Source organism: Clostridium sp. JN-9 (assembly GCF_004103695.1).
Lineage (GTDB): Bacteria > Bacillota > Clostridia > Clostridiales > Clostridiaceae > JN-9.
Window position 1 is genome coordinate 2,717,530 of sequence record NZ_CP035280.1, and the last position, 15,174, is coordinate 2,732,703.

A 15,174-nucleotide genomic window follows, 5' to 3' on the forward strand; every position below is an offset into this window, starting at 1 on the left:
ATCATATTTATTTATTTTACACTGTTATATGAAAAAACTCAAATTCTTCTTGATATAAATGTTTTTATATGGTAGGATTTATTATATAAAGGGGAGTAGCATAAGTTATACGCTTTTAACTATTCGTCAGTACGGCTTTTGCCCGGATAGTTTACTCTTTAATGAGTTTGCAAGACCTTTGTCATTAATATGGCAAGGGTCTTTTTATATTCTAATGTAATAATAGGATTTTCTTTGTTAATAATATGAAAGAGGTGGTTTTAATGTGGTTTGACAAGGATATTGATTACACTATTAATGAATTTTCCGTTAATCCCAAAGCGGGATTATCATCTGAGGAAGCTGACAGAAGAAAAGAAAAATATGGTCCTAATAAACTGGCAGGTAAAAAACAAAAAAATATCTTTCAACTGATTTTTGAGCAGTTAAATGATGTGCTGATTTATATATTAATAGCAGCAGCTGTTGTTTCTGCCCTGCTTGGTGAAGTAAGTGATGCAATTATTATAGCCGTTGTAATTTTTATTAATGCATTTGTGGGAGTAGTTCAGGAGTCAAAAGCTGAAAAGTCCCTTGAAGCTTTAAAGAAACTTTCCACTCCAAAAGCAGTGGTTAAAAGAGATGGTGAATTAAAGGAAATTCCCTCTGAAGAAGTTGTTCCAGGTGATATTGTTATAATAGATGCGGGAAGATATATTCCCTGTGATCTAAGATTAATTGAAAGTGCTAATTTAAAAATTGAAGAATCTGCATTAACTGGTGAATCTGTTCCCTCTGAAAAGGATGCTCAATTAATTTTAGAAGGAGAAGATACAGCATTAGGTGATAGAAAGAACATGGCATTTATGTCCACTCTGTCAACCTATGGAAGAGGAGTAGGAGTTGCTGTTAGTACCGGTATGGATACAGAAATTGGTAAAATAGCTAAAATGCTTGATACTCAGGAGAGAGAATTAACACCGCTTCAGAAAAAACTTGAAGAGCTTGGAAAGGTTCTTGGGTTTGCAGCACTGGGAATTTGTGCCCTGATGTTTGTTGTAGCTGTAATTCAGAAAAGGGACATATTTGAAATGTTCTTAACTGCTATAACACTGGCTGTTGCTGCTATTCCTGAAGGACTTCCAGCCATAGTTACTATTGTTCTGGCTATGGGTGTTCAAAAGATGATAAAAGAAAATGCTATCATAAGAAAACTCCCTGCCGTGGAGACACTTGGCTCTGTAAATGTTATATGTTCAGATAAAACAGGAACATTAACACAAAACAAGATGACAGTTACAAAGTTCTACTGTGATAATTATTTGGGAAGCATAAATTCTCTGGATATAAAGAATCCATTTCATAAACTGCTTCTTGAAAACTTAGTACTGTGTAATGATGCTACTTTCAGTGAGGATTCAAAAACTGGTGATCCTACAGAAATAGCCCTGCTTGAGGCAGGAGTTTTATATAATATGTTTAAAAAAGAAACTGATGATTCGCATAAGAGAGTAAATGAAGTTCCATTTGATTCTGACAGAAAATTAATGACAACAGTAAACAAATATGAAAATCAATACTATGTAATGACTAAAGGTGCCATAGATAACCTGCTGAAGATTTGTTCCAAAGCTGTGGTAAATGGTAATGTAGTAAATTTAACTGATGAAATAAAGCATAATATTATGGAAGCTTCAAATTCCATGTCTGATGATGCTTTAAGAGTTCTTGGATCAGCATATAAAATAATTAATGATGAACATGTTGAAGTGGATTCACTGGAATGTGACCTGATTTTCATAGGATTAGTGGGTATGATCGATCCTCCAAGAGAAGAGGTCAAAGATTCCATAGCAGTGTGCAAAGCTTCAGGAATCAATACTATAATGATTACTGGTGATCATAAAAATACTGCTTATGCCATTGCAAAAGAACTTGGAATTGCAGAAAATGAATCACAGGCAGTTTTTGGTTATGAAATAGATAAAATGTCTGATGAAGAATTGTCTGATAAAATTGATAACCTTAGAGTTTTTGCAAGAGTTTCCCCTGAACATAAGGTTAAAATTGTTAAAGCTCTAAAGGCAAAGGGTAATATTGTTTCCATGACAGGTGATGGTGTTAATGATGCTCCTTCACTTAAAGCTGCAGATATTGGTGTGGCAATGGGAGTCACAGGAACAGATGTGGCAAAGGGTGCTTCTGATATGATTTTAACTGATGATAACTTTTCTACAATAGTAAAAGCCATTGAAGAAGGCAGAAATATATATAATAATATTAAAAAGTCCATAATATTTCTTTTATCCTGCAATACAGGTGAGATATTATCTCTATTTATGGCCATACTTTTAGGCTGGGCAGCTCCCCTGAAACCAATACATTTGTTATGGGTTAATTTGATTACAGATAGTTTTCCTGCCTTAGCATTAGGCGCTGATCCAGGTGATAAAGAAGTAATGAAGGAAAAGCCTCGTAATTCTTCGGATAGTCTGTTTGCACATGGAACAGGTGTCGCACTGATATTAAATGGAATTTTGATAGGATTTCTCACTCTTTGTGCATTTGTAGTTGGAGTAAAAGTTTATACAGGATCTACCACATTATTTCCTTTAATGCCTGAAAAACTTTCAAAAGATGCCTTAACTCATGCTCAGACAATGGCATTTGTGGTACTGAGTGTATCACAATTATTTCATGCACTTAACATGAGACACCCTGAAAAATCCATATTCCAATTAGGTTTATTCAGCAATAAATACCTAATTGCTGCTATACTGTTTGGAATATTCCTTCAGGATGCTATCATAACAGTCCCAGCTTTAAACTCTATATTTGAGGTATGGAATCTATCCATGAGAGACTGGGGATTTGTTGGAATTTTATCAGTAATGCCTTTGGTAATCAATGAAATTGTAAAAATATTTATCAGGGCTGGAAAAAAGCATTAAAAAGATTAAAAGAAGCAGTTTTGCATTTTAGCAAAACTGCTTCTTTTTTAAGCTTTTTTATTTAATGAGATATGTACCTGTTTCATCCTGTTTAATGAGCTGCTTTTTCATTAAACCTCCTAATGCATTTTTAAAATAGTTTTTACTTTCATGGAATACAGCTTTAATGTCTTCAGGAGAACTCTTATCATTATACTCCATAAATCCATTATGTTCTTTTAAATAATCCAATATATCATCTTGAAGCTGTGTTCTTTCTTCTTTTGGAGACTTTCTTGGAGTCAATCCTAATTTTCCATCCTCATCATATATTTTTTTAACCCTTAAGTTTAGCTTTTCACCAGGCACAACTCTTTCAAAGTATTCATTTTTTAAAACCACACCTCTGTACTTATCATCCACAGCAACCATTATACTGCCGTTAGTCTGGAATCCATACACCGTTGCGCTTACTTCATCTCCAATTGAGTATGGTGCATCATCCTCTAAATATCTGTCAATAAATGTTGTTGCTGCCAGTCTGTCTGTTTTGTCTACATAAATATAAAATAAATAACTGGCCCCTACTGTAATCATATAATTTTCTTCTTTTTTGGGCACCAGAACATCTCTTTCCAGGCCAATATCAATGAAGCTTCCAAAATCAGCTTCTCCAACTACCTTTAAATATGCCATTTCTCCTACCTGTGCTAAGGGAGCCCTTAATGTTGCTACAAGTCTATCCTTGGAATCCCTATAGATAAATGCATTTACTTCATCCTGTTCATTTAATTCCATACCGTTTAAATTGCCATTAGGAAGAAGTATATCATCACTCATATTTCCTGTACCGGCATCTAAAAACAATCCAAAATCAACTTCTCTGGCTACTTTCATTTTATTAAATTTTCCTATGTTTATCACTGTTATCACTCCTTATTGCTTTACTATATTATTACCAATTACAATACAATTTTATTTATATTCTTTAGATAGATGTACATAATGAATAGCATTATCCATATTTGCTTTAATTTCACCTTCAGTTAAGTTTCTTATTACTTTTGCAGGAGAACCCATACATAGAACACCTGATGGTATTTTTTTATTGTGTGTTACAAGGCTTCCTGCTCCTATAATTGTATTTTCTCCTATTTCTGCTCCATCTAAAATAATTGAACCCATGCCTATTAAACAATTATCATGAATTTTGCAGCCATGAAGAACCACATTATGACCTATTGTAACATTATCTCCTATGTCTGTGGCAGGACCGCTGCGATAAACATGAATTGTTGAATTATCCTGTATGTTAGTGCCCTTACCTATAAATATTTTGTTCACATCTGCTCTTACAACAGCACCAAACCATATGCTTGAATCCTCACCTAATGTTAAATCTCCTATAACCTGAGCATTTTCAGCTATGAAGCAGCTTTCGCTTATGCATGGCTTTTTTCCTTTAAAATTTATAATCATAAAAATTCACCTTATTATTTATTTATTTTATATCTGTATTATAAGTCTAATAGCAATAAATGACAATAAAAATAATGGTTACCGCATTTTGCAGTAACCATTATTTTTATAAAGAATTTTTTAATAGTTCTTCTATTTTAGGGGTGCATCTTCTCCCCTTGCAGGATCCTGACCCTGCACCTGTTGCTTTTCTTACCTGCTCTACTGTCCTTGCTCCGTTTTGTATAGCCTTTTTCATAGTTGCTCTTGATATTCCTCTGCATAAGCAGACTTTTGTCAATTTATCTAATACTTCATTATTTAAGTTTTGTTCCATTATTAAAATTTTCCTCCTATATATGGATTAATAATCATTCTACATTACATGGTAATATTTATTTTTTAAAAGTCAATACTTATTTTTTTCAATAATTAGTTGTATATTAGAAAGTAATGGTGTAAAAATTGAAAATATAGCTATTATGTGAAGGTTACTCAATATTACTACATATTGTAGTTTTAATATTTACACTGTACTACATATGGTAGTATAATTTACTTATGTTAATTATATACTTTAATAAAAACTAGATTTTGAATTATTTAATTTAGGAGGAAATGCATGAAATCGCTAGATAAATTATTTGTAAGATATTTTACAAAGGAATTGGAAAAGGACACATCTAAAACTGTATATGACTTATTTAAGTGGAAAACCGTAGACGTTTTTCTAAAGGATCATAAAACAGGTAAAGTACTTGTGGACATGAAGAACCTGGAGTTTCCGGAACACTATTCTCAAAATGCCTGTGATATTATTGCCTCAAAGTATTTTAGAAGAGCCGGGGTTCCAAATAAATTAGGTTATGAAAACAGTATGAAAATGCTTGCCCACAGAATGGTGGACTTTTGGGCAGCTTCCCTAATGGATGAAGGGCTTATAGAAAATGAAGATGAAAAGTCAATTTTTTATGACGAAATGGTATATGCATTATTAGCTCAAATGTATGCTCCTAACTCCCCACAATGGTTCAACACTGGCCTTAAAAGAAGCTATGATATCAAGGGAATGCCCCAAGGGAATTTTTATTATGATGAAAATCTAAAATCAGTTGTAGAAAGTAAGGATACATACTCAAGAACTCAGGCTTCAGCTTGTTTTATATTGTCCATTGAGGACAAATTATTAGGCCCTCATTCTATTTCTGAACAATTTATCACTGAAACAAAATTGTTTAAGGGTGGATCTGGTACTGGCTCTAATTTTTCAAATATAAGAGCAAAGGGAGAAAAACTTTCCGGCGGAGGGGTTTCTTCAGGTTTAATGAGCTTTTTAAAAGCTTTGGATAGGAATGCAGGGGCCATAAAGTCAGGTGGTACAACCAGACGTGCTGCCAAAATGGTCTGCCTGGACATTGATCACCCTGAAATAAAGGATTTTATAACCTGGAAGGCAAATGAAGAAAAAAAAGTAAGAGCTCTTGGAAAAATGGGCTATAATACTGATTTTGACGGTGAAGCTTATGAAACTGTATCAGGTCAGAACAGTAACAATTCCATAAGATTTTCTGATGAATTTATGAATAAAGTAGCTAATTTAGATAAAAATGAAGATGAAGAAATTGTTTTAAAAGGCAGAGTAGATAAAAAAGTTAATACATCAGTAAAGGTTAAAGATCTTTGGGATACATTTAATATTTCTGCATGGCAGTGCGCCGATCCTGCGCCTCAGTTCATAGATACATTCAATGCATGGCATACATGTCCTGCTGGAGAAGACGGCGTATATAATGCCAAATATAATAAAATAAACTCCACAAATCCATGCGGTGAATATGCATTTTTGGATGATACTTCATGTAATCTGGCTTCTATAAATGTTTATAAATTTTACAATTTTGCCGAAAAGTCCTTTGATGTAAAAGCATATCTGCACGTTATTGGATTAGTTCAGTTAATATTGGAAAGCTCAATACACTGGGGTCAGTTTCCAACCAAAGATATTGCACGTAAAACATATATGTTTAGAACAACAGGACTAGGTATCTCAAATTTAGCATCACTTTTTATGGTTATGGGATTCCCATATGATTCTGATGAAGCAAGAGCACTTGCAGCTTCACTTGCAGGTATTTTAACTGGATATTCATATTATGTATCTGCACTGATGGCAGAGAAAATCGGTACATTTGAAAAGTTTGAAACAAACAAGAAATATATGATGAGAGTTATAAGAAATCATGCAAGAGCTGCCGGCGTTACTTCAAGGGATGTTAAAAATATAATAAAAGGTTCTTTCCAAGATTCATTTGAGGGACTAAATTACAAGCCTATGACAGTTAATCATGATTTATTAAACAAACTAGGTCTTGGCGAAATTAGTGAAACATTGAAAAAAAGCTGGATAAACGCCTTGGACAATGGTGATAAATTTGGATATAGAAATGCTCAGGTAACTGTAATGGCTCCAACAGGAACCATATCATTTGCCATGGACTGTGGAGCAACTTCAATTGAACCTTTTTTCAGTCATATTGTTTATAAAAAACTATCTGGCGGTGGATTTATGACCATAATAAATCCTGTTATGGAATTAGCTTTAAAGAACTTAAACTATAGTGATGATGAAATAAGTGACATACTGGAATATGTTTTAAGAAAAGAAAAGGTAGAGGAAAACGGCTATGAATATGAGAAAGTAATAGACGGTAAATTAGAGGGTGCGCCACATTTAAAAAAAGAGCATCTTCCTATTTTTGATACGGCCAATAAATGTGGAACAGGTGAAAGATTTATTGCAGCTATGGGTCATGTATTAATGGTTGCTTCAATTACACCACTTATATCCGGAGCTGTTTCTAAAACTGTAAATCTGCCAAAAACAGCAACAGTGGATGATTTTAAGAAGGTGGTATTATCCTCATGGAAACTTGGCATAAAGGGAATAACTTTATATAGAGATGGTTCAAAGGCAAGTCAGCCTCTAAACATAAATTTATCAAATGATATTGATTTAAAGCTTGAGGATCTACCCTATGACAAGCTTTTAGCTAAAGCTAAGGAACTTCAGAAGGGTTACAAATATTCAGAAAGGGAGAAGCCTGTTGGTATTAGAAAAGGTACCACACATCCTGCACAAATTGAGGATGTTAAAATATACACTACAGTTAACAGAAGAGAAAATGGCGAGATTTCAGAAATTTATATAACTACTGACAGAGAAGGTACAATTATAACAGGACTGCTTAACTCACTTTCTAAAGCACTGTCAGTAATGCTTCAGTATCATGTTCCACCAAAAGACATTGCCAGAATGCTGCGGGGACAAAAGTATGAACCATATGGCTTTGTACAAAAGCATCCTTATATAAAGTATGTTTCTTCTATTTCAGACCTGGTAAGTAAAATTATTGATATAGAAACAGGAGATTACAGCAGATGCCAGGTAAAACCTGAAAACTACTGTGATCCCGATTCAGCCCCAGACCAGGCTGCTGCTATTGAAGAATCATTAGCCTCTGGTAACCAATTAAGCAAGGACATGGAGCCAATAAAAGTTGAAGATGTAGACAATAATATTAAAGGTGAACGGGTATATGGAAGTACATGCCCCAACTGCTCCTCCACAAGAATGGTAAGAAACGGAACCTGCATGGTATGCCTTGACTGCGGATCAACAACTGGATGCTCGTAAAACTATGCTGCATTTATTTAGTACATCTTTTGTGTGGAATGCAGCTGTTCTGCAGAGAGAACACAACTATAGATGTACTTTAAATGCAGCTTAGTTAGTATTTCGTCATGACTTATCGCCAGTACATCTTTTGTGTGGAATGCATCTTAGTTAGTATTTCGTCATGGTAAAATATAGTATAATTACAATTATAAGGGGCTGTTGCATTAGCAGTTAAAACTGCTGGTGCAATACTCCTCCTTTAATCTTTCCTTCTTTAGGTATATGGCTCTTTTATTCAATAGTGTTGATAAAGTAACAAACTCCCGTTAGGGACAGGCTAATTAAAACATATTTCAGCATTTCTCATATTTATATATGTATTTTCCATATTAATTTTACTTATTGCTTCTATAAATTTATTTATCGCAGATAAGATATTATTAAAATTACCGTTCTTTAATAATTTGAATAAGCTTAAATAATTATTTAAATACTTTGTTGCTACTCCTCTAAAACGGTACATCCATTCCATGCAGTCACATCTATATTTTACTGCTTCAGAGCTATTATCAAGGTATTTATTTATCTCCCTTATTTTCTTTCTCTTAAAGAACAAGGCAAAAAAGCTTTTCGGCCTTGAGATTGCCTGCCTATTTTTATTTAATATTTTTCCAATATAATTTTCCATATCCATTGCATTCATACGTCCTGTGCCAACTGCCCTGGAATAAATATTTTTATGTGAATCCAATGCTGTAATAACGCAGACTTTATTATTGCTGATATTAATGTAACTTACGCTTTGATCATGTACTCTTTTTTTATTATCTAATAAAACTATAATTGAAACCATTTTTAGTTATTAAAACTTATGATTCACTTAATCAATTGAGTTTTTGGTTTTTCTGCAAAGAAAAACTACCTTATTTAATCTTTGTTCTTTAATCTTTGTTCTTTTGCTAAAGTCCTATTCACATCAACATTATTATTTAAAAGAGCCATAGGTGTCTGTTAGAAAATAAATATCTAATCACCGCAGCAGTCCCAAAAATCCTTGAGGATTGGATATTTTAAATGATGTAACATACTTCTATATATTGAAATATATGACACCACATGGTAAAATACACATATATTTAGCTAAGTAAATTAAAAAAAATTGGAGGGAATTTAATTGAGAAAAAAACAAATAATTATCACAATTCTTTTCATGATAATTATTACGTGCCTTGCTTTATATTTTCAATGGGCGGAATTTTACAAAGGGTATAGTCTATCAAATTTTAATTATTTCATTTCAATAACATTTTTATTAATATGGGCAATATTTAGCTTCTATTGGGGACTAATTCAAGAAAAAAAATATAAGAGATTTATTATGATATATTGGGGCGGAAATATCATTATATCTATCATTATTTGGATTTTTGCTAGCAATAAACTCATTCAATCATTGTTATTTCCATTTTATATCTGGTACGTTGGACCATTATATGGGTTTAAACATATGCTGTTAAACATAGATGTACAAGAGTTAATACTAATAACATCACCATTAGGTATGTTATCCAGTTTTATAGGATATTGGCTTGGCAGCTGGGTATCAAAATTTTCCGAAAGTAAAATCTCCAATACATAACAAAAAGCATCATAAGAAAAAATACCCAATAGATCAATAAATACAAATTCATTTTATTATCTATTGGGTATTAGTAATTATATGACCTATTTAATACAGGATCTATTAATCCTGTTCGGTTAGAACCAATGGACCATCCTTAGTAATAGCAAGTGTATGCTCATATTGAGCTGACAGGCTTCCATCTAAAGTTCTGGCTGTCCATCCGTTATTATCAATTTTTAATCTAAAAGAACCAGCATTAATCATGGGTTCAATGGTGAATACCATTCCTTCACAGAGTTTTATTCCTCTGTTTGGAGAACCAAAGTGAAGTACCTCTGGGTCTTCATGCATACTTTGGCCTATACCATGTCCTGTGAAATCACGTACAACGGAAAATCCGTGAGACTCAGCGTGAACCTGAATTGCATGTGAAACATCACCAAGCCTGTTTCCAATAACAGCTTTCTCAATACCTATATAAAGACATTCTTTTGTTACCTTAAGGAGATCTTCAGCTTGTTTGGATATTTTACCTACTGGATAAGACCAGGCAGAATCAGCCATCCATCCATTGAGATTTACAACCATATCAATTGTAACAATATCACCCTCATGGAGATGAGTATGGCTTGGGAATCCATGGCATATTTCATCGTTCACAGATGCACAGGTTGCGTAGGGATATCCCTCAAAACCCTTTTGCTCTGCTATTGCTCCATGAGATCGTATAAAGTCATCTGCAAATTTATCAATTTGCAGAGTGGATATACCAGGACGGATTATCTTTCTAAGTTCTCTATGGCATGCAGTTAATATTTTACCTGCCTCAGCCATGTTATTAATTTGTTCTTGATTTTTAATTATAATCAATGTATATCACCCTTTGCATTTAAAAATTATATTTACATATATACTTTACCACTTCTGAATTATCAATTAAACATATTTCTTAATAGTGAAAAATGACCCCCATATTATAAAGGAATCATCTTCTTAATTTAATCTTTTTTATGTTGATTTTTAACTCTGTTTGGTTTTGCTTTTGGTTTAATAACATAATCGTCTTTTTTGTTTACTTTTCTGTTTCCTCCAAGCCCGGACAAATCCATAAACCATAAAAACAAGATAATAAAAACTCCTGATTGTATAACCTGCCAGATTGTACCCTCCATATTATATTTATAATATCCTGCAATAAGAGATGGTACAAAAAATATGGCTATACCAACAGCTAAAACAACCCATTTATTTGGTTTAAATCTGTAAAGTACATATTTTCTCAAAATATTATATGCAATTAGCAAAACTGTTGCATATATTACTACTCTTAAAACAAATGTTAACCAAGTAGGCATAATTATTTTTCCCCCTCATAACTTAATTTATCTATAGACATTTACTTTCTATATATTTATTATTATATATTTTATGTAATATATCAATACCTTATTTAATATCCATTTTTTGTTATATCAATTTAAAAATAATTGAATTATTATTATTTTGATAAAAAATTTGCTATTTAATTATAAGCATGATAAAATATACGTGTTGAAAACGTTTAGAAATGCTATCATGACAACTATACTTTATTTTAGGAGTGATTTTTATGAATTTATGCATAAGTGGATTAGATGAACTTGATCTTCAGATATTGGATATTTTAATTAAGGATTCCCGTACCCCATATTTAGAGATTGCCAGGAACTGCCACGTCAGCGGGGGAACTATACATGTAAGAATGAAAAAGATGCAGGATATGGGAATAATAAAGGGAACTAAACTTATTGTTGATAACTCTAAATTAGGATATGATATTTGCTGCTTTATAGGAATTTATTTAGATAAATCATCATCATTTACAAATGTCCTTGCTCATATGAAAGCAATTAAAGAAGTAGTTGAATTACATTATACCACTGGGGATTATTCATTATTTGTGAAAATACTATGTAAAAACATGTCTGATCTTCAAAACTTACTTATGACTAAAATACAGACTATTGATGGAATACAAAGAACAAATACATTCATTTCTTTATATCAGCCTATTGATAGAAATATTGAACTTTAAATTATATTTATACATAATAAAAGAGGGAAGCATATGTTTCCCTTTTTTATTATATATTTTTCTAAAATAATTTTACAAATTACTTATATTTTATATAAAAATGTCAATAATAATGGTATAAGCTTTGAAAGGAGATGTAATTTTAATGAAAGCATTAGATATTACCGCACTTGTATTAGTTATTATAGGCGCTATAAATTGGGGTCTTATTGGTTTTTTCCAGTTTGATTTAATAGCTACATTGTTTGGAAGTATGTCTGCATTCACAAGAATTGTATATGCTATTGTTGGCATAGCAGGATTATATGCCATTTCATTCCTTGGAAAAGATAGAGAAACAAGAGAAGTTAAATAGTAATTTAACATTACAAACCCCTGATATTATTATTGGGGGTTAATTTTATGCTGCATATATCTTAAAATAAATTTAGTGTTATAATTAAATTATATAATTTTAGTATATATTTTGATTTAAAAGGGGATGCATATTATGAACAAGAATGATAATTGCAGAGACTTTTTAAAAGCCAACGCATTTATTGACCTTGAAAGCATAGAAACAGATCAAAATAAGGAAATGCCTGAACCTCCCATTCAAAAGCAGTGTCCTGAAAATGTAAAGCTTATAGATTTAGTTTCTCCCGATTTGTTTACCTGTGGGCAGATGGACATTCTTTCTACATTGAGAAAAAGAAAAACCAGACATGCCTATAGCGATGTTCCTCTTACTTTAGAAGAATTTTCTTTTTTACTTTGGAGTGTACAGGGAATAAAAAAGATAGTTAAAAATGGTTATGCAACTTTGAGAACAGTTCCTTCAGCAGGTGCCAGACATTGTTTTGAAACTTATATTGCAGTATTTAATGTAGAAGGACTTAAAAAGGGGATTTACAGATATCTGCCTCTGGATCATAAAATATACTTTATAGACTGCCCTGACAATTTAGAAGAACTGCTAAGTGATGCCTGCTTAAAACAGGACTTTGTATCCAAGGGAGCAGTGACTTTTATATGGTCAGTAATTCCTTATAGAATGGAATGGAGATATGATATTGCATCATATAAACTGATCTGCCTGGATGCAGGACATTTATGCGAAAACTTATATTTAGCATCCGAGTCAATTGGAGCAGGTACCTCTGCAATAGCAGCCTATGACCAGAAAAAGATTGATAATTTACTTCATTTAGATGGTGAAGATGAATTCTGCATATATATAGCACCTGTTGGTAAGCTTCAGAAATAATAAATTGCAGGTGAGCCTTTATTAAAGTTCACCTGCATAATTTATTTATTAATGCTATCTATTGCCTTTTGTATATATCCATTATTATCATTTAATATTTTCTCTGCTTTTTCTTTATCTAAATTAGTCTGAATCATAAATATACTTAATTTAACATCATACTCAGTTTCTTTTAAATACTTTTCTGCTGTAGTAATATCCACTCCTGTAGCAAGCATGATTATTCTTTTAGCCCTTGTAATTAATTTCTCATTAGTAGACTGAACATCCACCATTAAATTTCCATATACTTTTCCAAGCTTAACCATAGTACCAGTAGTAAGCATATTTAAAACCATTTTTTGTGCAGTTCCTGCTTTCATTCTGGTAGAACCCATAATAACCTCAGGGCCTACTACTACAGATATTGGTACATCTGCAATTGCAGCCATTTCACTGTTTGGATTCATGGTAACACAAATAACAGCGGATCCAATGTCCTTACCATATTTCATTGCTCCAATTACATAAGGTGTTCTGCCAGATGCAGCTATTCCGCAGATTACATCATTTTTATTGATATTTCTGCTGATTAAATCTTTCTTCCCCAGTTCAGTATTGTCTTCTGCTCCTTCTACAGCCTTAAATATTGCAGTATTACCTCCTGCTATTATGCCCTGAACCAATTGGTCATCTACCCCGAAAGTTGGAGGACATTCTGATGCATCAACAATTCCAAGCCTTCCGCTGGTGCCTGCACCAACATATATAAGCCTTCCTCCATTTTTCAGTCTGTAAGCAATTACATCTACAGCTTTTGCAATATGGCTCTTTTCCTTTTCCACTGCAAAAGCCACTTTTTTATCCTCTTCATTTATCATAGTTATTATTTCTTCTGTAGATACACTGTCAATATTTAATGTATTTGGATTTCTTTCTTCCGTTACCAATGATTCTAATTTATTCAGATTCATAATGTCCTCCCCTGTATATAATTTTTAAAGCCTATAATTATATTAACATAAACTTTCATTAACTTCAATATCTAATGAAAGTTACTTTCAGATATAAATTTAAATTTTGTTTCATCTTTGATAAAATCCAATAGGAAAACTTCATCCTTACTAATATGTCCAACCACATTTACCCTTGGATCTGCAGGCAGGTCTTTTTTACATATCTGAACTTCACCACAATACCTTAAATATTTTTCATTATCAATAGTAACGCTTCCCTTAACCCTTTCAATATTGTTTCTTTGCTCTATTTTTCTTCCATTTAATGTTTCCCTGGACATGGTTGATCTAATAACATCTTCTGCAGGATCCGGCCTATTTTTATGGCTGCCTTTAAAAAGTATTTCTCTTTCTATTTCACTGCAGTTTAATTCTTCTATATTAAATTCTAATATATGTTCTTCTAATTTCCCCACGCTAATAAGCTCTTCATCTGAAGGTATGCTGTCTCCAAATATAACATTATCTAATCCCAGTGCAAATAAATGTTTGGCGCAAACTTCAGGCTTCATATTTCTATGGACTTCAAGTGTAGGCAGTGCTTCAAATATAGGTCCCCTTTTCCCTGATTTAGATGGAATGAAAGCTGATAATTTTATACCATATTTTTTTAACATATTATTTTTCTTTAACAAAGTTTCTTCAGAAATACCTGTATTCATTCTTGGATAGTAATTATGGCATGCCTGAAGCATTTTGTAATTAGGATTATGTTTATCGAATTCATTTAAAAATCTTTCGGTAACTGTTGATGCATTAATTTCAATTTTTAATCCATATTTATTATTAGTAAATTCAGCTATTTCCTTTGGTGAAAATCCAAAATCCACCCTTACACCATAAATATCCATATCCTTTAAAACACTTAAATCCTTTATACTTGCTCCTAAATATTTAAATGCTCTGGGAGATATATCAGCAATAATTTTCATGTGTAAATCTTTTGATAATTCAACTACTTTCTTGAAGTCTTCAATAATCTTACTGTAATCTGCCTCTGGAATATGAAGAGATGTAAAAACATTGTCAAATCCATATTCCTTAGCTTTCTTTATATATCTGATATTTTGTTCTATGGGGTAATTCATTCCTAAATATATTGAAATACCTTTGGACATAACAAAATCAGCTCCTTATAATTTTATTATTATGTAATTGTATGTAAAGTTAAAATTGAGAATCAGGATTTACA

The 15,174-nt window shown here is 32.3% G+C and carries 14 protein-coding genes; 6 read left to right on the forward strand and 8 right to left on the reverse strand.

The annotated features are described in order from the left end of the window. Positions 1-263: 263 nt before the first annotated feature. The gene (locus EQM05_RS13125) at positions 264-2,930 is read left to right on the forward strand and encodes a calcium-translocating P-type ATPase, PMCA-type (RefSeq protein ID WP_128750447.1); all 2,667 of its coding nucleotides are present in this window, start codon (positions 264-266) and stop codon (positions 2,928-2,930) included. 57 nt (positions 2,931-2,987) lie between these two features. On the opposite strand, the gene EQM05_RS13130 is transcribed toward EQM05_RS13125, so the two are convergent. From EQM05_RS13130 to EQM05_RS13140, 3 genes are all read right to left on the reverse strand, one after another. Then, the gene (locus EQM05_RS13130; RefSeq protein WP_128750448.1) at positions 2,988-3,833 is read right to left on the reverse strand and encodes a S1-like domain-containing RNA-binding protein; all 846 of its coding nucleotides are present in this window, start codon (positions 3,831-3,833) and stop codon (positions 2,988-2,990) included. Between the two features lie 51 nt (positions 3,834-3,884). Continuing rightward, a complete protein-coding gene (locus EQM05_RS13135) occupies positions 3,885-4,388 on the reverse strand; it encodes a gamma carbonic anhydrase family protein (RefSeq protein WP_128750449.1) in 504 nt (167 codons plus the stop codon). A gap of 106 nt (positions 4,389-4,494) precedes the next feature. Continuing rightward, on the reverse strand, positions 4,495-4,704 hold the full coding sequence (locus tag EQM05_RS13140; protein WP_128750450.1) for a (2Fe-2S)-binding protein: 210 nt from the start codon (positions 4,702-4,704) through the stop codon (positions 4,495-4,497). 285 nt (positions 4,705-4,989) lie between these two features. Here EQM05_RS13140 and EQM05_RS13145 point away from each other — a divergent pair, with 285 nt between their 5' ends. Further along, positions 4,990-8,061 (forward strand): vitamin B12-dependent ribonucleotide reductase, encoded by a 3,072-nt coding sequence (locus EQM05_RS13145; RefSeq protein ID WP_128750451.1) that lies wholly within the window; start codon positions 4,990-4,992, stop codon positions 8,059-8,061. 319 nt (positions 8,062-8,380) lie between these two features. Here EQM05_RS13145 and EQM05_RS13150 read toward each other — a convergent pair whose 3' ends face one another. Beyond that, positions 8,381-8,896 carry a hypothetical protein gene (locus tag EQM05_RS13150; protein ID WP_128750452.1) on the reverse strand — a complete coding sequence of 172 codons (516 nt, stop codon included), beginning with the start codon at positions 8,894-8,896 and terminating at the stop codon, positions 8,381-8,383. A 654-nt stretch (positions 8,897-9,550) separates the two neighbouring features. On the opposite strand from EQM05_RS13150, the gene EQM05_RS16360 reads away from it, so the two are divergent. Further along, positions 9,551-9,682 (forward strand): hypothetical protein, encoded by a 132-nt coding sequence (locus EQM05_RS16360; RefSeq protein ID WP_279222119.1) that lies wholly within the window; start codon positions 9,551-9,553, stop codon positions 9,680-9,682. A 105-nt stretch (positions 9,683-9,787) separates the two neighbouring features. On the opposite strand, the gene map is transcribed toward EQM05_RS16360, so the two are convergent. Next, positions 9,788-10,537, reverse strand: coding sequence for a type I methionyl aminopeptidase (gene map, locus EQM05_RS13155; protein ID WP_128750453.1), 750 nt, complete (start codon positions 10,535-10,537; stop codon positions 9,788-9,790). A 128-nt stretch (positions 10,538-10,665) separates the two neighbouring features. Beyond that, positions 10,666-11,022, reverse strand: coding sequence for a hypothetical protein (locus EQM05_RS13160; RefSeq protein WP_128750454.1), 357 nt, complete (start codon positions 11,020-11,022; stop codon positions 10,666-10,668). A gap of 254 nt (positions 11,023-11,276) precedes the next feature. Here EQM05_RS13160 and EQM05_RS13165 point away from each other — a divergent pair, with 254 nt between their 5' ends. The 3 genes from EQM05_RS13165 to EQM05_RS13175 all read left to right on the forward strand — a co-directional run bounded on the left by EQM05_RS13165 (position 11,277) and on the right by EQM05_RS13175 (position 12,987). Further along, positions 11,277-11,741: an Lrp/AsnC ligand binding domain-containing protein gene (locus tag EQM05_RS13165; RefSeq protein WP_128750455.1), complete on the forward strand. Its 465-nt coding sequence runs from the start codon at positions 11,277-11,279 to the stop codon at positions 11,739-11,741. A 145-nt stretch (positions 11,742-11,886) separates the two neighbouring features. Beyond that, positions 11,887-12,096 (forward strand): DUF378 domain-containing protein, encoded by a 210-nt coding sequence (locus tag EQM05_RS13170; RefSeq protein WP_128750456.1) that lies wholly within the window; start codon positions 11,887-11,889, stop codon positions 12,094-12,096. A gap of 135 nt (positions 12,097-12,231) precedes the next feature. Then, a complete protein-coding gene (locus tag EQM05_RS13175) occupies positions 12,232-12,987 on the forward strand; it encodes a SagB/ThcOx family dehydrogenase (protein WP_128750457.1) in 756 nt (251 codons plus the stop codon). 41 nt (positions 12,988-13,028) lie between these two features. Here the strand turns inward: EQM05_RS13175 and murQ are convergent, their stop codons facing one another. Next, positions 13,029-13,940 (reverse strand): N-acetylmuramic acid 6-phosphate etherase, encoded by a 912-nt coding sequence (murQ, locus tag EQM05_RS13180; RefSeq protein WP_128750458.1) that lies wholly within the window; start codon positions 13,938-13,940, stop codon positions 13,029-13,031. Between the two features lie 71 nt (positions 13,941-14,011). Further along, positions 14,012-15,100, reverse strand: a complete 1,089-nt coding sequence (locus tag EQM05_RS13185; protein WP_128750459.1) for a MupG family TIM beta-alpha barrel fold protein — start codon at positions 15,098-15,100, stop codon at positions 14,012-14,014. Between the last annotated feature and the right edge of the window lie 74 nt (positions 15,101-15,174).